Here is a 26906-nt window from a genome sequence, read left to right on the forward strand (position 1 = left end):
AATTGAAGCTCAATTTTAGTTCAAATTTCGGCTCAAACTTTAAATCAGCGCTTGGCAGAAAAGGAGAGAGCAGCGAAGGGGCAAAGGGATTCTGGAGAAACGGCAGTGTTCGCCTTTAAAGCCCGATTCCAACCGTGAACTCCTTTAATAAAGGAATCGGGCTTTAACAGCGATCGGAAGAACCCTCTGCCCCGTAGCGTTTCCCTCTCGCTAGATGTCAAGCACTGATTTCTGTTTGGGCCCAGATTTCATCAGGCAAGCTGGCGGCTGGCCAAATCGGCGAACAATCCAGTAGCAGACATCAGCTCGTCATAGGTCCCTGACTGAACAATCGTTCCTTTGTCAAAAACATAAATCATGTCGGCATTCGTAATCGTACTCAGCCGATGGGCAATAACAATTCTCGTCGCCTGCAATCTTTCCAGACTTTCGCTCACAATAGCCTGTGTCCGATTATCGAGCGCGCTTGTCGCTTCATCAAAGAAAATGACCTTCGGCCTTCTGGCTATCGCTCTGGCGATCATTAGCCGCTGCCGCTGTCCGCCCGACAGCGTGCTTCCCCCTTCGGAAATGACGGAATGCATCCCCATCGGCATATTGCGTATATCATCATCCAATCCCGCCATCGTGGCGGCTTCCCATGCTTCATCGACAGTCAGATTGGAGGTTCCGACAATATTCGTATACATATCCCCCGACATAAGCTTGCTGTTCTGCAGCACAACGCCGAACTGGCTTCTGAGCAGACTGACATCAAGTGACCTCATATCCTGACCGTCAAAATAAATCGAACCACTCTCCGGCTGTTCAAATCCGAGCAGCAGACGCAGCAGCGTCGATTTGCCGCAGCCTGAAGCACCGACGAACGCGACGAATTGTCCAGCCTTAATGTTCAGGGAAATATCCTTTAGAACGAGCGGCTGATCAGCGTCATACCGAAATTGAATATGCTTGGCTTCTATCGCTCCGCTAATTTCGCCCGGGTCTTCCAGCTGATCATGTACCTCAGGCAGTGTCGTCAGAATCGGCTTGGCCCGCTCATACAGGGGCACGACATGAACAAGCGACAGCAGTGCCGAAGCCATGGACAGCATCGCCGCCAGAAATGCGGTGAATGCCGCGAAGAAGGCTATGAACTGGCCGGCCGACAGTCCCGATTCTTTGGAAGCAACCATATAGAACAACACCATGGAAGCCACCAGTGGGAAAAAGGACTGAAACACGCCTGAATAATTGTCCAGCATTCTCGCCTGGAAGGAGAGCTTCTTCTGTTCTGAGAACGCCCCCGCCCACAGAAAGAATGCCCGGTTCTCGGCAGCTGCCATCCGAAATTTGCTGACTCCGTTCAACAATTGAAGCATCATGCCGGATATCCGGCCCTGAACATCAAGCAATTTGCGCTGATAGCGAATTTGCAGCAAGCCGATTGCCGCCGTAACCGCCATAGCTGCCAGAACGAGACCTCCTGCAACGAGCGCCAGGCTGGCATCGTATTGGAACAGCAGCACATAATTAAAGGTCGAGAATATGCCCGAGAACAAGGAGCCCAGCACCGCACCCGACAATAATTGCCGGATCGAATTGATGCTGTTCGCTCTAATTGCCAGATCCCCCGCCGTATAATTGCGGAAGAAGGATACCGGCAAATTCAACAGCCGATCCCATACTGCCGCTTGAATAAAGCTGTCCATTCGTCCCTCCAGGCGAAGAGAAGCCATCGAGCCGGTTAATTGAAACAGCGCAATCGCTATCGTCACCGAGAACAGGATCAACGCCATTTGCACAAGCGGGCCCCGGTACGATTCGGGAATGATGGAGTCGAACAAAATCCCTGTAGCAATCGGAATGAGCATGCCGAGCAAGCCCGCAATCGCTCCCATAAGGAGCAGCATGCCGAAATCCCGCCGGACCGTCTTATGCGAGCCGAAGCGAATAATGTCGATCACGCTCAGCGCCTTGGCCGGGAAAGCGCGATAGAGCATGTACGCCATCGGCTGGAGCATAGAAGCGACATCACCATTCACAGCTCCCTGCTCTCCGCTCGCCGGATTGATCCACATGTAGGATGCAGTGCTGGAGGGTACCAGCGCAACCGGCTCGGCTGACTGCTCCAGGAAGGCGACCAGCGGGCCGTTGTCCTCCTTCCACCACTCGCCCTTCAGCACAACCTTCCGCGATCTGACCCCTGATGCCTGGGCGATGTCCTGCAGCGGATTGACCGTTTGCGCCCCCTTCCGCTGTCTGACAACAGGCTTGATTACGATGTCCGAATACTCTCCGGCAATGCGGCAAGCCATGAATAAAGGGTCCTTCGAATCGAAGGTCAAAGGCTTCTGACGGCTGCGGCCCGTAACAGCAAGCAGCTGCTTCAGCGCTTTATCCATCAGCGTCTGGTCATGCTCGGTTCTGCTTACGAGCCGCTCATGCTCCAGCAGCCGTTCTTTCGTACGCAGCGCGGCCAGTCTCGCTGCCGCCATGCGATGGAAGGCATACAAGCCCTGCCAATGCTGGTCCCCCTGAAGCCAGGAGACAGTGCTCCGAACCTCGATGCTGCAAGGCTCCTTCGCTTCAAGCCAGCTGGAGGATGTAATGGGTATGAACGCTTGCTCTTCTCCTGTCTGCAGCGGATGTTCTGCCATCCAATCGGCAGAACCGGAATGCAGCTTGACCCACACCGGATGAAGCGTCCGCCATGAGGTATCGGGCTCAAGCTCCTTCAATTGCGCCTGCTCCAGAATCCCGAACTCGGACGGTGCGTGGCGCGTGTTTAATGCTGCCGACCAACTGGCGACCCATTGATCAATAAGCGGCGCCATTTGCTCCGCATCGATTCCTGTGTCAGCTATTACATTCATGAATGTGCCGGTATTGATATGATAGGCGGTTGTTCCTGCGGCTGCGGCCAGCAGCAGACCGCAGCGCTCCTCGCCTGATTCATCCGCGAATCCGAACAGGATCGCGCCTTCATTCATGCTGAACAAGTAGCGCCGCTTGTCTCTGGCGGGATCATTCTCCCGCTGCAGCGATACTGCGAATATGTCAATGGAGCCTGAATCGATATACCACAAGCTGTCATGATCAGTAACTAGAATGGGCGTGTTGCCTTCAATTTCATGCCTGCTCCCGTGGTCGGCAAACAACTGACGCAGCTTGAGCCTATGTTGCTCTGCCAATATGTTCTCCCCCCTAATGCGCAAACTGCTAATGTCCCTGGATCAGACGGGTATAGTGACCGTCCAGTCCGAGCAAGGAAGCATGCGTGCCGCGTTCGATAATTTTACCGCGCGCCATGACGATAATCTCATCCGCGTCTCTGATTGTACTCAGCCTGTGCGCGACGATGATGCAGGTCAGCCCTCTGCGACGAAGGCTGTCGTCCACGATCTTCTCCGTCGCCGGATCAAGCGCGCTCGTCGCCTCGTCCAGCACGACAATCGACGGATTGCCGGCGAGCGCGCGGGCAATCTCCAGCCGTTGACGCTGCCCGCCGCTGAAATTGCCGCCATTCTCCGAAATCATATGCTCATAGCCGCCGCTCCGCTCCGCTATATGGTCATGGATGGCCGCATCCTTGGCTGCCCGAATGACATCGATTTCGGGAATCGTAGAATCCCAGAACGTAATATTGTCTTTGATTGTGCCTTCCAGCAGCACAATATCCTGATCGACGACAGCCAGCGAATTGCCGATCCGATTGCGCGGTATCTGATCCCGGCGCTGGTCATCGAACAGAATGTCGCCCGACCACGGCTCGTATATGCCGGCAATGAGCTTCGCAATTGTCGATTTCCCGCTGCCTGAGCCTCCGATCAGCGCAACCCGCATGCCCGGCTTGATGGACAGGGAGAAATTGTCGATGAGCGGCTGCTCCAGCTTGTTGTAGCCGTAAGTCAAATTCACAATTTCAACATGGCCTGACAGCTTGGCATTCGCCGATTGTCCGATTCCCGCAGCCTCTGCTTCATCGGCAGCCTGTCCTTGCTCATACTGCGCATATTGCGTCGCATCCATCGCTTGATTCTCATTGAACAGACGGTCAACAGGATACTGCATGACATCGTCCAGCCGTTTCATGCTGCCCCCGGCTTCCTGAACCGAGCCCGCAAGCTTGACCATCTCATTGACAGGATTGCTGAAGCTTGCAGCAAGACTCTGAAAGGCAACCAGCGTACCGATCGTCAGCAAGCCGTCCATGACCTGGAAGCCTCCGATAACCAGAATGGCAACCGTACTCAAGCTCGTTAACAGAGCGGGAACGGCGGTCAGAAACCCATTGGAAACGCCAAACTGCTGCGTGGAATTCATTAATTTGCCCTGATGCCCGGACCATTTCACGAAGAAATCGGCTTCCGAGCTGTTGGACTTCAACGTTTCAATCACTTGCAGGCCGTTCATCGATACGCCCTGCATCTTGCCGGTTTCCTGAAGCAAGCGCTGATTCTGATCGTTCCGTTTACGGGTAATCATCCGCATGAACAGCAAATTCAGCAGCGAGGCCCCTACAACGATGCCGGTCAGTATAACGCTGTACTGCAGCATCAGGAACAGGTAGAACACAATCATGACGCAGTTCAGCACAGCTACAGCCAGCTGTCCCGACAGCAATTGGGCCACCCGGTCGTTGATGACGACCCTTGACGCTATATCTCCGCTGTAGCGCTGCGAGAAGAACTCAATGGGCAGACGCAGCACATGCCAGAAGAACCGGCTGGACGAGCTGAGCGCCAGCTTCATCTCAAGCCGGAGCAAATAATAGCGCTGCAGCCATGTCAGCCCTGCCCGCAGCAGAGCCGTCAAGGCCATCCCGACCAGCAGCGGCATGAGCCAATCCTGCGATTGTCCAAGCAGCACATGATCGATAAATATTTTGCTGAATATTGGAATGACCAGACCTGGAATGACGAGCAGCAGCCCGGCAAGCACCGCGAATGAAAGCGCCGCCTCCGACCCCTTGATCCTGCTCGACAGCGAAGTGAGAATGCTCGGCGGCTTCCCTCGGCGGACATATTCCTCCCCCGGCTTGGCGACGATGACAACGCCAGTAAACGATTGATCAAATTCTTCATACGATATTTCCCTTGGTCCGGTCGCCGGATCATTCAGGTACACACGATCCTTATGTATCCCTTCCAATACGAGAAAATGATTGAAATTCCAATGGATTATGAGCGGCCATTGCATCGTCTTCAAGTCTTCCGGGTTTTTACGATAGCCTTTGGCTTCCATTCCATATTTGCGCGCCGCCTTCAGCAGGTTGCTGGCTTTGCTGCCATCGCGGGAAACACCGCATTCTATGCGCAGCTCCTCCAATGGGATGAAGCTCTTGTAATGGGCCAGTACGATAGCTAGCGCGGCTGCTCCGCATTCTACGGCCTCCATCTGAAGCACTGTCGGTGTCTTCACTCTTTTCAAAGCCACTAGCTCGCTCACCTCCCTGTTATTTGAATTGCGGAATAATAGAAGCTATCGGACGCTCCGAGCTTGCCGTAATCGCTCCATTCACAATCGTTCCACTATTCAAGCGTACCGGAGGACCGTCCGCAGTCGTCCATCCGTATCCGCTAAAGGTTTTGCTATCTGGAACGAGATTGACACGCACCTCCAGCGAAACGCCTTGCTCTGCCATCTGCTGCACCAGTCCTTCATTGCCGAGCGTAGCCATCATCCCCTGCAGCGTTACAGGAAATTCCGATACAGATACCACTTGACCGACCAGCGAGCCATGCTCCTCGCGGTTGATCGAGCTTGGCGAGATGCGCACATCCATGCCTGGCAGCAGCTGCTTGCCCTGATGAACCGACACATACATGACCGCAATCAATTCATCTGTCTGCACGCCATGCGTTTCCAGACGAATGATGGCTGATCCATTGCCGATATAATTCCCCTGATTGGCAATGACTTCAATTACTTTGCCCGTATAGGGACTTATCACTTTAGATGCATATTCATAGTCGGTCTGCAACTGATTAAGCTGCTGCTCCAATGCAGCCAGTTCTGCACCGCTTTGCGCATCATCTGGAGCATTGTTGGCAGCAAGAGCGGATATGGACAGCTTCGTGGCCTTGATCCGCTCCAGCAATTCCGGCTGTTCGATCCAGGCGATGACATCGCCTCTCTTCACCGTGTCGTGCTCGACTACCCGTATGTTGGAGATCGTGCCGGTTGATGATGTATGTATCGTTTTCAAGCCCCCAGGTCTAATGAGTACGCCCTGTCCGCTTACCTTTGTTGACATCGTTCCGAATATTCCCCAATATAGAGCGGTTGCGATCATCAGGCCGAGTCCGCATAACGCCAGCCACCCGCGCGGAGACGTTACACGCACCAGATTGTCCAGCTGCTCCGGGGAAGACAGACGCTCAACGGATACTTTACGAAATACGTTATTATTCATCGTGTGCATCCCTTCTTCTAAAGTTCGCTTCTACCATCATTCGTCCGTCATGAACGGCTATTTGGCCAAATATTCAAACACTCCATTGCGCAGCTGCTTCATGACAATGCCCATCTCCTGAACATCTCCACTGTCAGAGAATGAGCGTGAGCCTGCCGCGCCTTCCCATTGCTTCAACTCAGTCAAGTGCGTGGATATTTCCGCAGGACTTCGCGAGCCTGCTCCTTCAATTGCATCAGCGAGCAGCTTCAGCGAGTCATAGGCCTGAGCAGCCCATTTGCCGGGTTCCACCCCATACTTAGCAATAAACTGCTGTTTGAAATGTTCATTGATCTTCGACTGCTCAAGCGGATTGTACACCGAGGCTACTACAGCATCCTGCACATCCTCACCTGCTGCGGCAAATTCCGCCGAATCAAGCGCATCTCCGCCAATAATCGGTGTATCCACGCCTGCAGCTCGAAGCTCTTTAATGAATGCTATGCCATCTGCCGCTGATGTCGCGACCAGAATAAGCTCGCAATCAAGCGCTTCCCATTTATCCGCTATCCTTCGGACATCAGAGGCTTCCTTGTATCCTGACAAGCGATCCACGATTCTCAGATTGGACTTGCCTGCTTGATCCTCGAACGAATTGGCCAGCCCTCGCCCGTATTCATCATCCGTATAATAAATAGCAATATTGCGATAATCTGTTTCTGCTGCATACAAGGCCAGCGCTTGTCCCAACTGATCATCATTCGGTATGTTGCGGAAAATATAGGAGCTGTTCACATCCGTTAATTTGGGCGAGGTTGAGGCAGGAGACAGGAGCAGAATTCCAGCATGATCATAAATACGCGATGCGGGAATTGTAACCGAGGAACTTCGGTGACCGATCACAGCGGCAACAGAGGTATTCTCAGCGAATTGCTGGGCGATTGCCATTCCTTTGGTTGTAGACCCTTCGTCATCCTCCTCAATTAAACGGATTTTCTTCCCTCCCAGAACGCCCTTCTCGTTCACTTCCTCAAGAGCAAGCTGCAGCCCTTCGCGAAATTGATCATTGCGCTGGGCGAACGGCCAGACAACACCAATGACCACTTCCCCCGACTGGCTCTTAAGCTCCTTCTCTCGTATCTGATCCGGCCCGAGGTCAGAAGAGCATCCAGATAGAACAACCACCATTGCAATTGCAACAACTTTCCATAGCAGCATTCGGCTAGAATGGGCAATGGTTTTCATGTTAAAGAACTCCCTTCAGTACAAACTTTGGCATGACATTGCGTTTAACGTACTCATTATAAGCCAGCCCAAAATCATTAACCATCAAGCCAATGTGAAGTTAACCTCAATTTAATTTAAAATTTCATCCGGGCAATCGACTTCGCAGCCTTAAAATGCGATAATTCTAAATAGAAATCATAATTTGTCGAAAATAATCGAAACACATCATACTTTATTACTAGATTGCTGCAAGAAGGAGCGGCGCAAGCATGTTGAAGAAGACAATACTTGTTGTAGATGACGACTATGAGATCAACGAATTGCTTACCATGTCCTTGAAGCGTGAAGGATATAACGTACTATCCGCATTCGAAGGCAATGAAGCATTGGCCTTAGCTGGCGAGCACTTGCCCGATCTGGTCATTCTGGATGTGCTTCTTCCTGGATTAGATGGATTTCAAATTTGCAGCGAGCTTCGCAAGACGAGCAATGTGCCGATTCTGTTCGTCAGCTGCAAGGATGAGGATATCGATAAAGTGCTGGGGCTCGGACTCGGAGGGGATGACTTCATCTCGAAGCCGTTTAGTCCTATAGAGGTGATTGCCAGGGTGAAAGCGCACATAAGACGGAACTATCTGCTGCACAAAAGCGGCGTTGAGGCTGATCAGACATTGAGGTATGACCAATTGGTCATTGAGCCCGCAACGCATCGGGTACTTGTTGACAACAAGCCGATTTCCCTATCGGCCAAAGAATTCAAGCTGCTGTTCCATCTCGCCAAAAACCCGAACAGGGTATACAAAAACGAGCAGCTGTTCACGCTGCTCTGGGATGACGTACATATGGGGGATACGCATACTGTAATGGTGCACATCTACAATCTGCGCAAGAAGCTGGAGAAAAACCCTGCCAAGCCGCATTATATCCACACGATTCGTGGCGTTGGCTACAAATTCAACGATAAGCCGATTGAGACGGCAGTGGAGCAGCTCTAGGAGGACGATCACTCTGTCCACAAAACCAAGACTAGCCTATTGCGTGCGGCTTCATTTCATATAGGCTGCTGAACCATCGCATAGCCTGCCAACAAGGGAACCCGTTATTGAAAACGGAGTCCTTTTTTTTATTTCGCTTTAAATTAATAGTTGTACGATTGTCCGCATCAACCATACGCGTCATGAATCGCACCGAGCTTAACCCTTGGTCCAAGAAACATGTGGAAACTTATACATTTGATTTTGTACGAGATACCATATACAAAATAGAGGATAAACGCAATGGCGAAATCCTTCCTCTTCATTATATGAAGAATGATAAAGTGACTGTATTTGTGGAATATCGGGGAGAGCCTTACGAAAAGGGGTAATTTCTAGCCAATATTGTGTTTGTAAATATTGGATTAATTAAAGAAGAAATATCTTGCCTTGGTGTTATGGGTCTTATTAATGACAATGTACAACCGCCCGCACTAATGCTGGCAGGTTGGAAATATGATTGGGAATTGCCTGATCAAAGCTAATCACTTTCCGTGGTCTATGAATTCGCAACTTAACAATGAGGGGAGAACTGTCTGTTAGCGATAGCTGGAATGTTGCCCCTATTGCTATTGTGTCAATGATCGAATATGATGAAAACAAAGTAATCCTATCGACATTGAGGTGGTGAGGATATGCGCGAAGTGCCTATGCGTTATGTGAAAGCCAATCAGACCGGAATCGTCCTGTTCGTCATTCTCTCCTTTCTCTTCCAACAGCCATGGATATTGGCCGCATTATGGATCATACAAGCAGCAGGTTTGGTTTCCGAAGGAAAGCTCAACCTCTTCGTAGTCACAGCCAAGCTTATTCTGAAAGGAAAAGGTACAGAAACGCAAGCCGCCGAGCTGCAGCGTTTCAATAATACGCTGGCCGTCATCTTCCTCACACTGGCGCTCATCTCCTTTGCCTTCGGCTGGCAGATTATTGGGTACGCCTTCTCGGCCATGCTGCTTCTTGCCGCAAGTGCGGCATTGCTCGGTTATTGCATCGGATGCACGCTTTACTTCTGGTTTAAGCAAATTCGCGCGGGCAGACGAATCCGCAGAACGTAATCGAAGCCCTAAAAGGGCCGCTTCCATTTCACTGGAGGCGACCCTTGTTCACAGGTGTCCTGTATTAGCGAGTTACGGAATTTTTCAAATAACCGCTACAAAATTCACTTTATGCAATACATAATAATCTTCCAATAAATCAATTACTCTCGGATTGCATTCATAATATTGACTATCAAAGCTTGCATACTCCCCTTCTCTAGAAGCCGCGACAAACTCAAAGATGTCTTTCAATTCCCTTCTAAATTTCGAAGAATATCGTCCATAAGCCTTATCCAATAATTCCGCTTGTTCCATTGCGCCTACAGTCTTCAAAGCGAATATCGTTTCATCGACTTTTGCTGTACCTTGGTTTTCGAAGTATTGAATATGCCCGCCATTTTGAACTTCTGAATCATACCAGAAACATAAATGAGCAACCCTTTGAATTAGATTTAGATCCGAATACGCCTCCATAGCTAATAAATCGATATATGCATTCCATTCTTCATAAGGCGTTTGTTCGAGGATTTCTTTAGATATCCGTCTTATTATCATTGACGTGCCTGCTTTCAGAAGATAGAGATAGAAATTGCCGTTCATACTCGAACATTTATTTTATAGCACCTGCATCTACACTGATGTCCATAACATGTCCATCATTAGTCGTTACATAGACTTTCCAATCCCCTGTCATTCCGCTGCCATCCCTCATTGTGAATGTTCTTGTCAGGCCTTTCCCAGCAGCAACATCAACATATCCAAAGTCTTGTGTACCTTGAGATACTTTGAACATGACTGTTCCGGAACGATTGTTATTCTTAACCTGTATATTTAGTTTGCTTCCATTGCTTGGCGAAGGGGTGAACGAGTTCTCGAATGAGGAAGCACCTACTTGATTGGCGTTATTAATGAAAATCACGTTGTAAGGTGAATCAACACCTGATTCATATTGTATTTCTTGTGGACCGCTCGGCAAATTGACTGAACGTTCAGATGCTGCCGCATCTTCGCTGCCGGCTTTGTAATTCTCTTCTTTGGCTAAAGATATCGAGGATAATAATAACAGCACGACTATCAACGCCATAGCAAGACTAATTCCAGTACGTTTCTTCATATAAAGATAACCCCCTAACTCCTTATCCGGTCGCTTAATAGACGGGCAATAGGGACATTATACCACAAAAAGATGCCCACATTCAGGCATCTCCATGTCCAGGAGCCCAACGTGGGATCATCTTGCTTTTTTTGATACAGGTATCCATATTTCACTTTTGAACGTTGGCGAAGTAACATCTTTATGCTCGTTCCACAACATTTCCGGACCTTCTGCCAGTTCATAATTGGAGGATGGAAACCATTCGGAATAGATGCGTCCCCATACATTTTGCAGCGTGTCAGGGAAAGGGCCGACTGCTTCAAATACAGCCCAAGTATGAGCAGCTACTTCAAGCTGTGACAGGTTATCCGGGCCATCATTCGTTGTAGCTGCTCCAATGTAATGGTCGAACTCGCCCTTCTCCTCCATCCGGCCTTCAGAAAAGTTGGTAGACGCGCTTATAAGGCCCGACGGAGCAACATTAGACAGTCCTTTCAGCGTGCCGATCAGTTCTTCGGTTAAGCTTTGCCACATCGATGCAATTTCCGGATTAACCCCTTGGAAAATAATAGGAACTCTTTTCGTAAGACCAACGATTCGAAACGCTTCTTTTTCTTCAATACGATAGTTCATTTCACTGCCTCCTTTAATGGACAACTGAAAAGTCATGCGTGGAAAGGCTTTGAGCGGTTGACCAGAATTTTTTGCTTCAGAAGGCGTTATGCTGTGCAAGCTTTGGAATGCTCGCGCAAATGAGTCCGGCGAGTTGTATCCATACTTAATCGCAAGATCTATGATCCTTATATTGCTCTTATTAAGCTCCATTGCTGCAAGAGAAAGTCGTCTGCGGCGGATGTATTCCGACAGTGTTACGCCAGCCAAAAATGCAAACATTCGCTTAAAATGATATTCCGAGCAGTAAGCCAGCCTCGCTACTTCTTTAAAATCAATTTCTTGCGCAAGATTTTCCTCAATATAGTTTAATGCCTCATTCATGTCCTGGAGCAAATTCATTTGCAACCTCCCTCCCACAACCCTAGAATAGCAGAAGCTGAACGTATCTATCCGACAATCCGTGCACAAAGAAGTCGTGTATGCGTTGATGTCATCATTATAAAATAAGAGCGGCTGCCCCTCAACTTACCCTCAACTATGGCTATGGCTCTGCTCGCCCCTTGCGATCAATAAACAAATCGAAAAACCGATACTGAATCGTATCGGTTAGTCCGTATTCAATCATTGCTTCTACATTACCTGAAAGCATTTGGGAACTGCATCACGATTCCGTTTGTGAATGCATCCGCCATTTCCAGCGCCTGTTTCTCAATCTGATCATAGGCCTCGATATCCGCTTTATAATTACCGGTCAGCCTGAAAACCGCTTCTTCCTTCGTCATTCGCAAATGCTCATACAGCATATTCGTCAACACCTGCTTCGGCCAGTATGGATTGATGCTGCTTAGGAAAGCAGCGAGTTCATCCGCATTGGCATACCATTTCTTCTCCGCATCTGCGGCTGCCTGGCTATCGCCAGCCTTGGCCGCTTTAACAAGCTGGGCAGCAAGTACGAGATGCTCTCTCATTAAATTGTTAAACCGCGCTGCAATCTCATCACCATAGTAACGCCTGAACACGGCCGCCATGTCGGGTGCATTTCGAAGGAGACGCTCCGTAACAAACGCTTCATCCGGCAAATTCGCAGCTATGCTAATGATCAGCATCCTCGTCCACGCAACATGCTGGCTCCATAGCATTCGAAAAGCCTGGTTTAATTCAAGCTCTGCCTTACTGATACATGCAGCGTGTTTGGTTCGGATATTTCCTGGAAATGGTTCGGATGGTTGAGCATAAGGAATATAATTCAACTGCCCGTTGATGAAGTAAGGCGGGTACGTTCCTTGATAGCTGACATTCATTGCAAGAAACGAATTTGGAAATCGCGGATCTGAAGTCCATGTCATCGAATCATACATACTTGCGTCCTCCCAAACATAGTTATTCACCTAATAAACATATGTAAGGGGGATGCCAATGGTCTGGGCTGATGGACCACTTCTTGCATCGTTGCGACCTATTCCTTCCTGTCGAAAACTAGCCCCCTAATTTTCTCTTCAGTCTCCGCAATTGGTATTACATGCAGCTAGCATCACGATCGATAAAGTCAGAACTAGCCCGACTGTCGTCTTTCTGTTCCTTTGTTTACGCTTGCTACGCTGTTGCAGCATGGATTCCTCTCCTTTCATTGTAGCCTCCATATAAGTACTCATTGCTGTGACTTGTATAGCTCCGATATCTCTTCATATTGAGCTGACTGTCTTAACCGCACGGCAACTTTATTGCTCCGCACTCACGTCTATTTCCTTATGTATTTAATCCGGAAAATATCTTTCTCGTATGCAATAATGTTTCCTTGAGGAAACATTTAAAATATATTCCCTAGCGGCTGATTTGTCAACATAATTAGTTCCCCAGCCAAACGGCTGAAGAGCGGAATAATTAGCAGCAGGTTTTCATATCCAACGGTTCCGATTACAATAATATTATTGATTAAAATAAAAATGATAATCGTTTATACCATTAAATAAGAAGGGAACATGGTCAATTGATATTCACTATTTTCATTTTCTTTCTTGCGGGGCTGGCTGAGATTGGCGGCGGCTACTTGGTTTGGCTGTGGCTTCGTGAATCCAAGCCTCTATCGTACGGTATTGTCGGAAGTGTAATTCTCGTCGCATATGGAATCATTCCAACTTTGCAAAGCTTCCCGTCGTTTGGACGGGTGTATGCAGCATATGGCGGTGTATTTATTGTTCTTGCTGTGCTTTGGGGATGGCTTGTCGATAAGAAAACGCCAGACCTGTACGATTGGATTGGGGCTGCTGTTTGCATAATTGGAGTTTCAATTATGTTATGGGCTCCGCGAAGCTGAACACACGCATAAGTAAAAAGAAGACCGTCGTTTCCTATTCCTATAATACCTATTCCTATAATAACGTCGCGTTCTCTCGATCTGACAATGCCGATGGAATGATAAATGGATTTCACATTGCGGGCAAATCGCCGATTCGAACGGTCGCCGAGATCCCGTTCTATCACAACAATGGCAAAAACAAATCATCCCAATGCGTTTGAATATGCCCCCTCCACTTTGCCGCCCTCTCTATCTAGCATCCACTTTGAAACAATCCACATTGAAACAACTTTGAAACAACTTGCCCTTTGACCGAGGGTGGGTTAAAATTATTGTTTCCACAGGTATCACGAGAATAAAGGCATGATCCAGACTATAGAGTGCGTAGGTGATTGACATGATTGAGATAAAAACATCCAAACTAAGCAACGGAGAGTTCAACAGAGGGGTATTTGCGACACGAAATATAACTAAAGGCGAGCTGCTGCATGAAGCGCCGGTCATCCCTTATCTCAATGAGGATCACGAGTTCATAGAGAAAACGATACTTGCAGATTATGTGTATGAGTATGGAGCTAACCACACCGCCATACTTTTGGGATATGGTAGCTTGTTCAACCATTCCTATACGCCTAATGCCACGTACGATATTAATTTTAAGAATCATACCTTTGACTTTTACGCCTATACAGATATCTGCGCAGGGGATGAGATTCTGATCAATTATAATGGCGAAGTCGACTGCGACGATCCGCTATGGTTCATGGAAACAGATAAAGAATAATCCGTTCACACCGTGTGCCCCAATAAGAAAAGCCGTCAGGGATTTTCATCATGACGGCCTTCTTTGGTTTGGAGATCAATGCGGCGAAAACTTCGCTCCTCGATATACCCTATCTGATCTGCGCAATGCTCAAAGTAATCTCATCGCTCGGGCTGTAAAGCGATTTTTCATGCTTACACGAACGATCGCGCAACTTTTGAGAGCTGTAAGCGTGTTTTGTCCGCTTACAATCCCCGCCAACGTCCCGCAGCACTCGCCGCATATCAGCACAACCTTCGCTCACTAACAGCTTAAATCCAAGCTAAGGAGTCCGAAGTCCAGAAAATCTTTCCTCCTCAACCGCTCACCGAATCCATGACTGCTGTTCTGCTCAGGCCGCTTACAACGACGGGGCGTCCAGTAGTCAGTTTTTACTGACTTTCTGGACAGCCCCGTTAATACAGCTTGCATTCATCTCTATCTGAATAGCGTCAGGTTTTCATCTAACGCTTATTCAGGAATAACAATAAGCGTAGCAGAGCGCTTCGGCAGCTTCAATGAGACAACGCCATCTTCGCCTGCTTCGATTTCGCCGCTCTTTGCAAGACGCGAGCCCGCATCGAAGCGGTATACATCTGCAGCGCCGTCAAAATTTTGCCCAGCATTAACGCTAACACTGCGTGACAATGTATCCTTGTTAAACAGCAAAATATACGTCTTCCCGTTCGTTCCTTCAATCGTATAAGCACCCACTGCGTCGAAAAGCGTGGAGCTCGTCTTAACGCTGCTGCCTTCGATTTTGGAACCATTGCCATCATAGTCCAGATACAGCTTGAATGCGTCCTCAATTGGCGTACCCGCACGGAAATTGCCGAATCTTGTCGCCAAATCCACACCTTCTCTGCCGAAAATTGCGAGTGCCTCCGCTTGAGCCAGACCGGCAGTAATTCCGTTGCCGTTGCCGAAATTATACTCCGTAATTGCCAGCTTGATCCCCGGCATATTATTGTCCACGATCTCCTTCATTCTCGGAATCAAACGAATCGGCTCTTGAATCCAAGAGTTGTCGATGAAATCATCGTCGTATAGAGATTTCAATGCCTGGAAGCGCCTTTTGGCCGTTTGCGGCCCCTCGTCTGCTGTCGGCACCGGAATCTCCTGTGAATAATAGTGGATGTCCAAATAATCGATCAAACGAACGCCTGTGTTGTCCTCATGCTGTTTTGCCTGCTGCAAGTACCACTCCAGAAAAGGCTTGCCGTCATGGGCAGCACGGTCAGGACCCTCTGCGCAATTGTCAGCGGACGAATAGAAATATGCGCACCAGCCCCATGAGACCGGGCCGAATAATTGGGCATCCGGGTCCTGCGCTTTAATCGCGGTTCCGTATTGTAACGTCTTATCCCACAGCTCGTCATAGGTCGGAGCCTCAGGATGTACATCGCGATGTGTAACATGCCAAATTTCCGGCTCATTATCCAGAGCGTACATATGAACACGGTCATTCGTTCTTTGAGCCATATGGTCGATCCAGCGCGTAGCAAAATCTGTGCCGACCTGCTTGGACGTGTCCGTCGGATCATTGCCTGTAACGAGTGATCCATCAGGACGAACACCGTTTCCTGCATCTCGAAGCTCTGATGCCCATTCCCGCTGCACCCCATATTTTTGCTGAGAAAATCCGTAGCTTATCGTGCGGTCCTTCGGTGTCCATCCAATCGTCGGAATCGTCATCAATACATTACCGCCGCCTGCATGGACTTCGTCAATAAATCGGTCCGACATCGATCCGCCAGGTAGCTGCTCCGGCTGATCATTATCATATGGATAATTGATATAAAACCAGTCGTTCGCCCGATTCGCTACGTCCAGCTCCCAGTTGTAACGTGTCGTCTGATTGCCGCCCCAGCGCTCGATCGGGAACGTCAGCTCGGAGTCTGTCGGATTGCTCTCATCGTAATTGATGCCGTAAATATCATTATTAATCGGCTTGCGCGCTGCCGCTTGATCAACAGTTACTGTAATAAGCGGCAGCTCAGGCTCAGGCAGCTGACCTGAATTCGGATTGCGAAGCAGCACGATATCATCGAAGTACACCGCTCCTTGATTGTCCTCAGTAGCCGCTTGCAGTATGAGACCGTCAAATTGACCAAATTCGACACCAAGGTCCGTCATGCTAACGGTCACCTTGGACCATTGTCCTGCGGGCAAAGAATTACCCGGCAGCAATTCGTTCAGATCAACAGCACCAAGGGATTGATTGCCGTCATAGGCATGAAGCATGAGCAGCTGTCCGCCAACTGTCCCGCCATGCAGCCAAAATTCAAAGCCGTAATAATGCTCAACTTGTTTCTTCTCATCGCCGGTGATCCACACACCGTCCCAGCCGTCCGGCTCGAATTTGATTGAACGGGAGCCGCTATGCGCCTCTTCTTCGTTTGCAAAATCTTTCTCATGCCAGCTTAGATTGCGGAATCCGTCACTTAACGCATCCTCGTAGACCAGCTCGGAAGCTACATCCGTCACTTGAACGTAGGCATCTGCCGTTAGTCCCTTATAGGATGCCGTCACTTTCGCAATTCCCGCAGCATGTGCTGTGAGCTTGCCCTGCTCCACAGATACAATATCCGAACGGTCAACCGACCATTCCGTTTGCTCCGTAATTTGCCCTGTTTCACCAGATGCCAGGAAGGATTCGCTTTGCAGCTGCTGCTCTTCACCAGGAAGCATTACGATCCGAGGCTTGTCTATTCTCACCTCAACAATGGCAGCTTGAGCGGCTTTCTTGGATAAAAGCGCGATATCGTCCACATACATCTCCGTCTGAGCACCTGATGTTGCACCTACCAAACGGAATCCGTCGAACAATTGATTCGTCAGATTCATATCCGCAAGCGTTACCTCTACAAGCTTCCATTCACCGGCTGAGATACCTTCTGGCAGCCAATGATTCAGCCCCCGCTCGGCAACCGCAACTCCTCCTGCTGTCAGGACAAGCTTAACATCCTGACCGCCGGAATCGCCGCCATGCACCCAGAATTTCAGCCTGTCAAATTCCTTGACAGTCAGAATGCGGTCGCTGTATAGATACAGCGCTTCATCACCGTCTGGCAAATATTGAATCGCCCGTTCGCCCGTATGAACAACGGATTCTTCCTCCAGACTGACCTCGGCCCAGCTGTAATTGGTTATTGATGAAGCCAATGCATCATCGAACAGGTAAAAGCCCTCCACCGGTTCAACAGGCAGCACCGGGTCGCCTTCGGTTACCTCGACAGGAAGTAGCGCTTCAAAGCCTTCATACGCTGCCCGAATAAACGTCGAGCCGCTCTGAAGACCTCTAACCAATCCGCTGGCAACTACGGCAATAGTCTCATCCTGAGAGGACCACTGCACGCCATCGCCGGCTGCTGTCAACGAACCGTCTTCATGCAACACATGAAGCGTAGCAGGCCCAAGCTTACCGCTCTTCAGGTCAAGCTTCTCCTGTTCAAACACGATCCCGGTTACAGCCGCATCACCTTCGGGCTCTTCGTTGGGATCTGGCTCTTCATTAGGATCTGGCTGTTCGTTTGGATCAGGCTGTTCGCCGACATTTTTTTCATCGAACGACATATCGTCCATGTAGATCGGCTCTTGCTGACCCGATCCCCATATCAGAATACCGTCCAGCAGACCAGTAACGCCGAATTGTGCGAGCGGCACATGAACGAGCTTCCATTCATTTGCTGCAACTCCGTCAGGCAGCAATTGGCTGGAGTCGATCTCTGCAATGCTTTGACCGCCCAGCGTGAGCCATAGCTTGAATTTCTGCCCCCCGTCTGCTCCTCCATGAACCCAGAAGCTCAGCGACTCGTACTCCTGCGCATTCATAACTCTGTCCTTATAGAAATATAGGGCCATGCCTTCATCTGGGTCAAACTGAATCGACCGGCTTCCACTATGGACCATTTCCGTCTCTTCAAGACTCATTCTTGCCCAGCCATAATTGACGAACGACTCGGATAAAGAATCGTCATACACGACCAGCTTGTCCGATGATTGCCCGTATGATTGCGATACAGGCATAACAAACTGCCCGAGTAGAAGCGCCGCAACAAGCAGCGCCGCCAATGTCTTATTCCTGAAAACTTTATTCCTTGCATTCTCCATTACGTATTTCCTCCTCTTTAATGACATCACTTGCTTTCCTGTACCAGACCTTCTTGACGGTCCAGCCTGCTGGAAGGTTCGAAACCGAGTGTGCGATCGATCATCTTCTTCTTAGCTCCTACGTTAGCGGATGAGGCTCAGAATCGGCCGTTTGCGCGATGAATTGGCCACGCTGAAGCTCCTTTCCACGCAGACTCCAGTAACAGCGCTGCGATGTCTCTGTTCTACGCATACGCATTCAAAATCCGTCCATATACGTCCAATAGCGGGACTTGCCACATGTGGTCGACCGCTGTCATGCAACGCCACACCCGCGCAGGGATTCCAGCCGGGTGCATACCGAGCTGACGCGGATCGCCCCTCTTCATTCACCTGCTCATCGAACAGGTCATACATCCCTCCTTCCGCGCTCTATAATCGTTTTGCCGACTTATTCGTTCGAAGATCATAGCCAACCCAATGGTTGTCTGCTTGGGATTTTGTGCAATGGGTTTCTTTTTCTTGGAGAAGACTTGTGAATTTCAATGAAGTAGTGTCTGAGTTTACTAGCAGCTTTTACCGGAATTCCGGGAGGGGAAGTCGAATTCGATTGGGAACGGGCGAAGTACTCGCTTATCTGATCGCGACAGACATACGTTTATCGCTCAGAGCAATCCTTTCTCATACAAGCAAACCTCGTTGTGGTTAAACGCTAGCACATATCGCCCTACTACGTGCTGAGAGCTGAGCGTAGTACAGTGCAATGCAGGGAGTAAATTATACCGTGCTCATTGTCAGCATCACGGCTTCTTCTCATAGACGAGCGCGCCGGTCACTGTTTTTTTATTCTCCTGATCTAGCTGGAGGTTGAACACGAACAGCTCATTGTTGGTTGAGCCTGAGAAGCTATAGAAGCCGGCTTCTTCAATTTTGAAGCTTTCCTTATAACCGGCCTTGTCTGCATAACCCTGATACAGCTTCACAGCCTCCTCGAAGGGCATCTCCGTTTCAATTGCAACCGTAATGTTGCCGGACGCCTCGCTTTTTAAAGAGGATGTAATCTTAATCTCTGCTGGAAGTGGAATATCGCTCGGAAAGCCCTCGGGAACCTCCGTTTTGCTGGAGATCGTAAGCTGCTTCCCTTCATCAGTCTCATAGGTCAAACTGCCATTGTCCTCAGAGCAGCCTGCAGTAAACATCATTACAGTCAAACTAATGGCTGCGATTGCAAAATACCGTTTTCGTCTCATTTCATTCCTCATCCTCTCTCATCTGTTGTTCTCCTTTTTCGCTTCGAGATCGAGAGCGTGCGGGCGAGAATTCCATACCTTCGTCCCCCTAGCTGCAAGTTTCGCAAAAAAATGATCCTTTCGAAAATAATCCTTTCGAGAGATACGCACTCTGTTAGGCGGTTTTTCATGCTTACAGCGCGCTCGCCCTCGGATTTTCTGTCTGTAAGCAGGTTTTTCACGCTTTCGGGTGCGGGGTGGCACTCCTTTCGAGCGATACGCACTCTGTTAGACGGTTTTTCATGCTTACAGCGCGCTCGCCCTCGAATTTTCTGTCTGTAAGCAGGTTTTTCACGCTTTCGGGTGCGGGGTGGCACTCCTTTCGAGCAACAAGCACTCTGTTAGGCGGTTTTTCATGCTTACAGCGCGCTCGCCCTCGAATTTTCTGTCTGTAAGCAGGTTTTTCACGCTTTCGGGTGCGGGGTGGCGCTCCTTTCGAGCGATACGCACTCTGTTAGACGGTTTTTCATGCTTACAGCGCGCTCGCCCTCGAATTTTCTGTCTGTAAGCAGGTTTTTCACGCTTTCGGGTGCGGGGTGGCGCTCCTTTCGAGCGATACTCACTCTGTTAGACGGTTTTTCATGCTTACAGTGCGCTCGCCCTCAAATTTTCTGTCTGTAAGCAGGTTTTTCACGCTTTCGGGTGCGGGGTGGCACTCCTTTCGAGCAACAAGCACTCTGTTAGGCGGTTTTCATGCTTACAGCGCGCTCACCCTCGGATTTTCTGTCTGTAAGCAGGTTTTTCACGCTTTCGGGTGCGGGGTGGCGCTCCTTTTGAGCGATACGCACTCTGTTAGGCGGTTTTTCACCGCTTACAAGGGGCGCAATCCCGCACGATTCGAGAATTTGGCAGGGAGTGTTTATTTGTTTGGAAACGATCCCTGAATAAGCTTCAGATTTCCGATGAGAGGCATAGGCTCCATTCTGCCGCGGACTGCATGAAGAACACCGATAACTGCAACCGCAAGAACGCCCAGCACACCAATTGGAATAATGATCAGCCAGCCGATAAAAGGAAGAATTGCGCCAACGAAATGGATGATTAACACAGCCAGCAGCAGCAAGAGACCTTGATTCGCATGATATCTGGCGAATTTCGATTCCTTGGCCGCAAGTAAAGGGATAAAGAAGAGGAGATAAGCGAGGACTGCCACTGCCTTGTTGTTGTCAATATCTGATTGCTCCGTTGCATTAATGATCGAATTGTCTGTGTTTGTCATTCTGTTCACTCATTTCTGTTCATCATGTGAGGCATCTGCGAGTATGCGAGCAGCTTCTGCAGCTTCAATCGTTTGTTTGCTTTCCATTTGCGATTCACTCCTCCCTGAATTGAAGCCAAAGCATGCGGCATCCAAGCCTTAACTATCGTACTAGCAGCTCATTCCCGCTCACAAGAGACACCTTCCCGAGTGAGTCGGGAATTATTCGGGAACTCTTTTCCCATCGCTGGAGGGATTGCCCTATGTTATACTTTTACAATAGATTGTTCTCATAGAAAGGAAAGCGGCAATGGGCAGTCATCATATCCAATTTCGAGACTCTCTCCTTCGGACGGGAATGCATGTGCTATGGTGGGCGCTTGCCATCTCGTCGGCGTTTGTGTCGCTATTCAGCCACGGATTAGGGTTCAATATCTATCATCTGTCTTGCGGCAGCGACCCCTGCAGCAGCTTTCTTCAGATGAATACAGCGCAGCTCGAACAGCTGGCAGCGGTCGGCATAAGCCCTGATCTATACGGCAGTCTGACTGTCGTACTGCTCGCGCTGCAGAACCTGTCCTCCTGGGTCGTCGGTATTCTGCTGTATCGATACGGGTGGAAGGATCATTACTGCATAACGGCCTCTATGCTGCTTATTGCAACGGGCACTATATTCAGTACAGACGAGGTTCTGTTCGGAGAACTGCCTCTGCTGAACACCTTATTCCAGCTGCTCAATATACTTGGGGGAACCTACGTCTCCTTTCTGATGCTTTTCCCTAACGGGCATTTCAAGCCGCGCTGGACCTCTATTCCCGCCCTGCTTTGGATTGTTCATATTGCTGGCGTTTCCCTCCTCTCGTTCATCCCGCAATTCCAGAGCTATTGGCCTCCTCAAGCAATTGTTTATTTCTTTGTCGCCTCGATGCACATTCTGGCTATTGTTATGCTGGCTTACCGCTACACACAGGAGACATCGCCTGGAATACGGCGTCAAATGCTATGGCTAATCGTTGGCATCAGCGGGTATGCAGGCGCGGGGATTATCGGCAATTTGTTCAGTGATCATGCAGTAATGATCATGCTTGTCCAGGTAACGCTGTATTCCAGCCTGCTGTTCATTCCTTTCCCGATAGGAGTCATCGTCCTGGAAAGTCGGGCCAGACATATGTCGAACACATTCAATAGGACGATGGTTTATATCGTATTAAGCGTCCTGGGTGTGCTGGCGTATGCCCTGCTTGTCGGGGTGTTCGGATTTCTGATTCATGGAAAGGCCAATGCGATCGTATCGCTGCTTGCTACAGGATTGCTAGCCATATTGTTCCAACCGCTGCGAGAACGGGTTCAAAAGGCGGTTAACCGTCTGGTCTATGGCAAATGGGAGGACCCGAACCGCGTGCTTTCAAGGCTGACCAAGCAGCTGGAAGAATCCTTAACACACACAGGGCTGCTTACCTCCATCGTCGAAAAGGTAGCAACTGCTCTGCAAATCCCGTATGCGGCCATCGAAGTATACGTCTCCAATGGCATGGAGCAGCTCGCGGTCTATGGTGATCCTGTTGATGAGGTGCGTTACATCGAGCTGGAGGTGCAAGGCTTGCCTGTAGGCCGGCTGATCCTTGGCGATCATCGGCATCAGCAATCAATGCCGCCCGGCATGCACAACATGGTCGAGGATTTGGCCCGTCAGGTAAGCATCGCCGTTCAAAGCTACAGTCTTGCGGACGATCTGCATCATTCGCGTGAACGGCTCATCAATGCGCGGGAAGAAGAGCGAAGAAGACTGCGTCGGGATCTGCACGACGGTCTCGGCTCATCACTGGCCAGCATGACGCTGCGACTGGACGAAGCGCTTCAACATCATGGGATCGATCCGGACCGATCCAGACAAGCGCTTGAGACTGTTCGGCATCAAATGCGGGAATCGATAGCCGATATCCGGCGGCTTGTCTATTCCTTGCGGCCGCCCGCATTGGATGAGTTCGGATTGGCATTTGCCCTGCAGGAGCTGTCCCTGCAGTATGAGACTCCCTCGCTCCAGGTCGTTATGGAAGGAGCCGAGCGCGGTCTCGACCTGTCAGCTGCCGCTGAAGTGGCCGTCTATCGAATCGTGCAGGAGGCACTCACGAATGTTGTGCGTCATGCGAATGCGAGCATATGCCGTATTGGGCTTCGGATGGACGAGAACGTCCTCCATATCCGAATTAAGGACAATGGGATTGGAATGTCGGCGAGCATAACGCCTGGCGTTGGAGTTCGATCTATCAAGGAGCGCGCGGAGGAGCTAGGCGGAGCCTTCGCTCTGGCTTCTGAGCCGGGCAACGGAACTGATATTCAGGTTAGCTTGCCAATCATGAAAGGGAGCGCTGATCATGCAAGAAACAGAAAAGGAAAGATTGCGAATACTGCTGGCGGATGACCATCCGATGTTCTGCGAGGGACTGCTTTCAATTCTTCAATCCGAGGAAGGATTAGAGGTGATCGGACAAGCACATGACGGAATTGAGGCTGTGCGTCAGGCTGAGCTTCTGCAGCCTGATGTCATATTGATGGATGTCAATATGCCGGGCAAGAACGGTATCGAGGCGACACGGGAAATTATCGGGACCTCCCCTCATATCGGAGTTTTAATGCTAACCATGTTCGACGACGACATGTCCGTCTTCTCCGCCATGCGATCAGGCGCCAGAGGTTATTTGCTCAAGGGAGCCCAGAAAGAGGAGATTGTCAGAGCCATACAGGTGGTTGGTGGCGGGGAAGCGATCTTCAGTTCAGTCATCGCGCGTAAAATGATGTTCTATTTTGACGCTATGATGAACAAAACTGCCGGAAACGTCCTGTTCCCTCAATTGACCGAGCGGGAAAGAGAAGTGCTGGAATGGATTGCGCGCGACCTTGGCAACACGGATATAGCCCGGAAGCTGGGACTTTCGCTGAAAACCGTCCGCAACCATGTATCCAATATTTTAAGCAAGCTGCAAGCAGCGGATAGGACTCAGGCGGTCATTATTGCGAGGGAAGCCGGAATGGGCGGGCTGAATAGCTTGAGCTAAAAGCGGGCAATCGTTGCTGCAGTCTTATTCTATCTCTTAAGCGACGGAGAGGCTGAACCCTGGCAGCAAACTGCTGGGACAGCCTCTCTTTCACATCGACTTCACGTGATCACATTAAAATTCATTTATACCGAGATTAAACTGCCAATGTATGCCGAACTTGTCCGTTAAACTGCCGTAGGCTTTGCTCCAAAATGTTTCTTGCAGCTCCATCATAACTTTACCGCCTACCTGCAGCTTATTAAATGCGGACTGCAAGTCCTCCAGCGAGTCAATAACTAATGAAAGACTAATGTTGTTGCCTTCGACAAAAGGCATCCCGGGAAATACATCGGAGAACATCACATTGCTGCCATGAATTTGAAGCCGTGTGTGCATGATCAGGTTTTTGGCTTCCTCTGGAAGGGGATATTCCGGATTAGGCGGCGCTTCTCCAAAAGTCATCAGCTTCGGTGCTTCCGTCCCGAAAACCTCTGCATAAAACGTTGCCGCTTCACGGCAGTTTCCATTAAAATTCAAATAAACATCAACAGACACAATCTCAGCTCCTTTGAAAGTGTACACTTTGCATGCAACGTTATTTCATTTATATAATAATGCATTCACCATTCGTAATCAAACGTCCGTTCCGAAGAGGTTATAAAAAAATAATTACGAAACAGGAGATCAGAATGACGAATATCCCCATAACTACTGCTGAATGACCAATCGTATCCTTCGTCATGATCCCAATTGCCACCGCAGCCAAGCTATCCAGAATGGCCAATACCAACGGAAATAAAGACTCCACAATAAAAGTGAAAACGAAACAATGTAAAGCTATTATTGCCAGTAATAAAGCGAAATAGGATTTCATTTCCGCCGTATCTGCTTCTGAAATAAATTTCTTCATGTGCACCATCCTTTAATAAGCAGTAATTTCTTTCTTTCTTCACAATTACTTTGTTCACAATTTTTTTATTCACAGACTGCTGGTCTGGACTCCGATGTGATCAACCCGAATGCCCTCGCTCCACAAATCCATCCTGTAATGTCTTGGCGTGACCCCCGTCCACTTCTTAAAGGCGCTTTGAAAGGCGCTTGGCTCTGAGAAATGGAGCAGATAGGCAACCTCTCCAATCTTATATTCCGGCTTAGCCAGATATCCCATAGCAAGCTCTCTCCGAACCCGATTCAAGACATGCTGAAAAGTCGTATCCTCCTGCTTCAATCTCGCCTGAAGGCTCCTTACACTCATCTTGAATGCCTTGGCGGTATCCTTTAAGCTCGGAAAATAATTCGGCATGCGCGCAATAATCCAATTGTACAGCTGGTCCGAAAATATTCGACCCTGAAACAGCCGCTGCTTCGCATCCTCGGCAATGGTCTCGAATGTAGCTAATAGCTTCGCATCCGCGAACAAAATTGGATAGTCCAAAATATCCTTGCTCAACGTAATCAAATTTGACGTCTTGCCGAACTGCGGCGTAATCCCAAGCACCTCGCTATACACTCCAATCGCTGTCACCAGTCCATGCTGAAATTGAATCTCCTTGAGCGTGATCGCTCTGCAGCTTAGCCGTATCATCAAATGATACAACGAGCTGGTCATTTCCTCTATGCAGTGGCGGGACGGCGATCTGCGAGGACTCGAATAGGATATCTCAATAATGATCTCGTTCCCCTTAGCTTCCCAGTCAATGTTCAGGCCGCTGCATATGAGCGCATTATATTTTTGATACGCAGTTAACGCCTGACCGAGCGTCTTGGAATGCGACATCACATATCCGATAACACCCAAATCCGCTACCTCCAGATGCTCTCCCTGATGCAATCCGAAGGATGTATCCGCTGTGATGTCTGCAGCCAGCTCTAACAGCTGCAAGTATTCATCCCCAGACAATCTGTTCTCTGAATCATAAAACAAGGACTCGTCAAAATTCGCCCTTCTAAAAAAATCATCCTTGTTATATCCCTTGGTCACAATCGTTTTCACAATGGGATAAACAAAGGAAATCGAAACTCCCGTATCGTGTGACAACCGCTCACCCCTCAATTTTATGCATCTATCATAAATTTTTAGGCATCTTTCATCATGTTCTCATCGTTACAAATGTCTTACGCTTATTGTAATCTTAACACGCACTGCGTGGAAGATGAACGATTTAAACCAAATATTTGACATATAATTTCGAGGAGGCAATGAAATGAAAACCAATATCGCCATCATCAACGGGCATCCCGATATCCGCAGCTATAACACAGCACTGGCCGAAGCGTATAAGAAAGGAGCGATCGATAGCGGAGCGAATGTTCGCAGCATTCATGTCGGCTCCTTGAAATTCGAGCCGAGTCTGAAGTTCGGCTACCATAAAAGAATGCAGCTGGAAGAGGATCTAATTAGCGCGCAAGAGACAATCCGCTGGGCCGACCACCTTGTATTCGTCTATCCGATTTGGTGGGGAACCGTGCCTGCTATACTGAAAGGATTCATTGACCGTGTGTTTCTGCCTGGCTTTGCCTTTCAAAGTCGTCCGAATTCCATCCTCTGGGACAAGCTGCTGGTCGGCAAATCTGCTCGCCTCATCGTCACGATGGACTCCCCGTCCTGGTATAATCGATTGGTGTACAGACAGGCGGGACATCGGGTTATGAAACGCGCCACGCTGCAATATTGCGGCATCAATCCTGTCAAAATTACAGAGCTGAGCCCGATCCGTTCATCCTCAGAGCTGACACGCGCACAGTGGCTCGCCGAGGTTGAGAAGCTGGGAATGAAACGCAGCTAGCGGGGCTATTCCATGCCGAT

Annotated in this window: 21 protein-coding genes; 7 read left to right on the plus strand and 14 right to left on the minus strand. The window is 49.3% G+C overall.

Annotated elements, in window-relative coordinates:
- Nucleotides 1–251 precede the first annotated feature (251 nt).
- From L6H65_RS03430 to L6H65_RS03445, 4 genes are read right to left on the minus strand one after another with little or no spacing between them, the layout of a single operon-like run.
- Nucleotides 252–3173 carry an NHLP bacteriocin export ABC transporter permease/ATPase subunit gene (locus L6H65_RS03430; RefSeq protein ID WP_236338993.1) on the minus strand — a complete coding sequence of 974 codons (2922 nt, stop codon included), beginning with the start codon at nucleotides 3171–3173 and terminating at the stop codon, nucleotides 252–254.
- 28 nt (nucleotides 3174–3201) lie between these two features.
- On the minus strand, nucleotides 3202–5418 hold the full coding sequence (locus tag L6H65_RS03435) for an NHLP family bacteriocin export ABC transporter peptidase/permease/ATPase subunit (protein WP_236338994.1): 2217 nt from the start codon (nucleotides 5416–5418) through the stop codon (nucleotides 3202–3204).
- Nucleotides 5419–5437: 19 nt separating this feature from the next.
- The gene (locus L6H65_RS03440) at nucleotides 5438–6397 is read right to left on the minus strand and encodes an NHLP bacteriocin system secretion protein (protein WP_236338995.1); all 960 of its coding nucleotides are present in this window, start codon (nucleotides 6395–6397) and stop codon (nucleotides 5438–5440) included.
- 57 nt (nucleotides 6398–6454) lie between these two features.
- Nucleotides 6455–7621, minus strand: coding sequence for an ABC transporter substrate-binding protein (locus L6H65_RS03445; protein WP_236338996.1), 1167 nt, complete (start codon nucleotides 7619–7621; stop codon nucleotides 6455–6457).
- 251 nt (nucleotides 7622–7872) lie between these two features.
- Between L6H65_RS03445 and L6H65_RS03450 the strand changes: the two genes are divergently transcribed.
- Nucleotides 7873–8598 (plus strand): response regulator transcription factor, encoded by a 726-nt coding sequence (locus tag L6H65_RS03450; protein ID WP_236338998.1) that lies wholly within the window; start codon nucleotides 7873–7875, stop codon nucleotides 8596–8598.
- Between the two features lie 674 nt (nucleotides 8599–9272).
- Nucleotides 9273–9692 (plus strand): DUF4395 domain-containing protein, encoded by a 420-nt coding sequence (locus tag L6H65_RS03455; RefSeq protein ID WP_236339000.1) that lies wholly within the window; start codon nucleotides 9273–9275, stop codon nucleotides 9690–9692.
- 84 nt (nucleotides 9693–9776) lie between these two features.
- On the opposite strand, the gene L6H65_RS03460 is transcribed toward L6H65_RS03455, so the two are convergent.
- The 4 genes from L6H65_RS03460 to L6H65_RS03475 form a co-directional block, all read right to left on the minus strand.
- A complete protein-coding gene (locus L6H65_RS03460) occupies nucleotides 9777–10229 on the minus strand; it encodes a DMP19 family protein (protein WP_236339002.1) in 453 nt (150 codons plus the stop codon).
- Nucleotides 10230–10284: 55 nt separating this feature from the next.
- Complete coding sequence (locus L6H65_RS03465; protein ID WP_236339004.1) at nucleotides 10285–10788, minus strand: hypothetical protein; 504 nt, start codon at nucleotides 10786–10788, stop codon at nucleotides 10285–10287.
- Between the two features lie 117 nt (nucleotides 10789–10905).
- On the minus strand, nucleotides 10906–11784 hold the full coding sequence (locus L6H65_RS03470; RefSeq protein WP_236339006.1) for an AraC family transcriptional regulator: 879 nt from the start codon (nucleotides 11782–11784) through the stop codon (nucleotides 10906–10908).
- Nucleotides 11785–12020: 236 nt separating this feature from the next.
- Nucleotides 12021–12686 (minus strand): hypothetical protein, encoded by a 666-nt coding sequence (locus L6H65_RS03475; RefSeq protein ID WP_371877631.1) that lies wholly within the window; start codon nucleotides 12684–12686, stop codon nucleotides 12021–12023.
- Between the two features lie 686 nt (nucleotides 12687–13372).
- On the opposite strand from L6H65_RS03475, the gene L6H65_RS03480 reads away from it, so the two are divergent.
- Nucleotides 13373–13699, plus strand: a complete 327-nt coding sequence (locus tag L6H65_RS03480; RefSeq protein WP_236339008.1) for a YnfA family protein — start codon at nucleotides 13373–13375, stop codon at nucleotides 13697–13699.
- Nucleotides 13700–14078: 379 nt separating this feature from the next.
- Nucleotides 14079–14465 (plus strand): SET domain-containing protein, encoded by a 387-nt coding sequence (locus tag L6H65_RS03485; protein ID WP_236339009.1) that lies wholly within the window; start codon nucleotides 14079–14081, stop codon nucleotides 14463–14465.
- 489 nt (nucleotides 14466–14954) lie between these two features.
- On the opposite strand, the gene L6H65_RS03490 is transcribed toward L6H65_RS03485, so the two are convergent.
- The 3 genes from L6H65_RS03490 to L6H65_RS03500 form a co-directional block, all read right to left on the minus strand.
- Complete coding sequence (locus tag L6H65_RS03490; protein ID WP_236339010.1) at nucleotides 14955–18596, minus strand: glycoside hydrolase family 44 protein; 3642 nt, start codon at nucleotides 18594–18596, stop codon at nucleotides 14955–14957.
- Between the two features lie 779 nt (nucleotides 18597–19375).
- Entirely contained in the window at nucleotides 19376–19825 is a 450-nt protein-coding gene (locus L6H65_RS03495) for a hypothetical protein (protein WP_236339011.1), read from the minus strand.
- Nucleotides 19826–20723: 898 nt separating this feature from the next.
- Complete coding sequence (locus tag L6H65_RS03500) at nucleotides 20724–21083, minus strand: DUF4870 domain-containing protein (RefSeq protein WP_236339012.1); 360 nt, start codon at nucleotides 21081–21083, stop codon at nucleotides 20724–20726.
- A 289-nt stretch (nucleotides 21084–21372) separates the two neighbouring features.
- On the opposite strand from L6H65_RS03500, the gene L6H65_RS03505 reads away from it, so the two are divergent.
- On the plus strand, nucleotides 21373–23484 hold the full coding sequence (locus L6H65_RS03505) for a sensor histidine kinase (protein WP_236339013.1): 2112 nt from the start codon (nucleotides 21373–21375) through the stop codon (nucleotides 23482–23484).
- On the plus strand, nucleotides 23438–24118 hold the full coding sequence (locus L6H65_RS03510) for a response regulator transcription factor (protein ID WP_236339014.1): 681 nt from the start codon (nucleotides 23438–23440) through the stop codon (nucleotides 24116–24118). The genes L6H65_RS03505 and L6H65_RS03510 overlap by 47 nt, the downstream gene beginning before the upstream one ends.
- A 114-nt stretch (nucleotides 24119–24232) precedes the next feature.
- On the opposite strand, the gene L6H65_RS03515 is transcribed toward L6H65_RS03510, so the two are convergent.
- The 3 genes from L6H65_RS03515 to L6H65_RS03525 all read right to left on the minus strand — a co-directional run bounded on the left by L6H65_RS03515 (nucleotide 24233) and on the right by L6H65_RS03525 (nucleotide 26138).
- The gene (locus L6H65_RS03515) at nucleotides 24233–24655 is read right to left on the minus strand and encodes a VOC family protein (RefSeq protein WP_236339016.1); all 423 of its coding nucleotides are present in this window, start codon (nucleotides 24653–24655) and stop codon (nucleotides 24233–24235) included.
- 100 nt (nucleotides 24656–24755) lie between these two features.
- Complete coding sequence (locus L6H65_RS03520) at nucleotides 24756–25010, minus strand: hypothetical protein (RefSeq protein ID WP_236339018.1); 255 nt, start codon at nucleotides 25008–25010, stop codon at nucleotides 24756–24758.
- A 69-nt stretch (nucleotides 25011–25079) separates the two neighbouring features.
- Nucleotides 25080–26138 (minus strand): AraC family transcriptional regulator, encoded by a 1059-nt coding sequence (locus tag L6H65_RS03525; RefSeq protein ID WP_236339020.1) that lies wholly within the window; start codon nucleotides 26136–26138, stop codon nucleotides 25080–25082.
- A gap of 166 nt (nucleotides 26139–26304) precedes the next feature.
- Between L6H65_RS03525 and L6H65_RS03530 the strand changes: the two genes are divergently transcribed.
- Entirely contained in the window at nucleotides 26305–26886 is a 582-nt protein-coding gene (locus L6H65_RS03530) for an NAD(P)H-dependent oxidoreductase (RefSeq protein ID WP_236339022.1), read from the plus strand.
- Nucleotides 26887–26906 lie beyond the last annotated feature (20 nt).

The organism is Paenibacillus plantiphilus (assembly GCF_927798095.1).
Lineage (GTDB): Bacteria > Bacillota > Bacilli > Paenibacillales > Paenibacillaceae > Paenibacillus_Z > Paenibacillus_Z plantiphilus.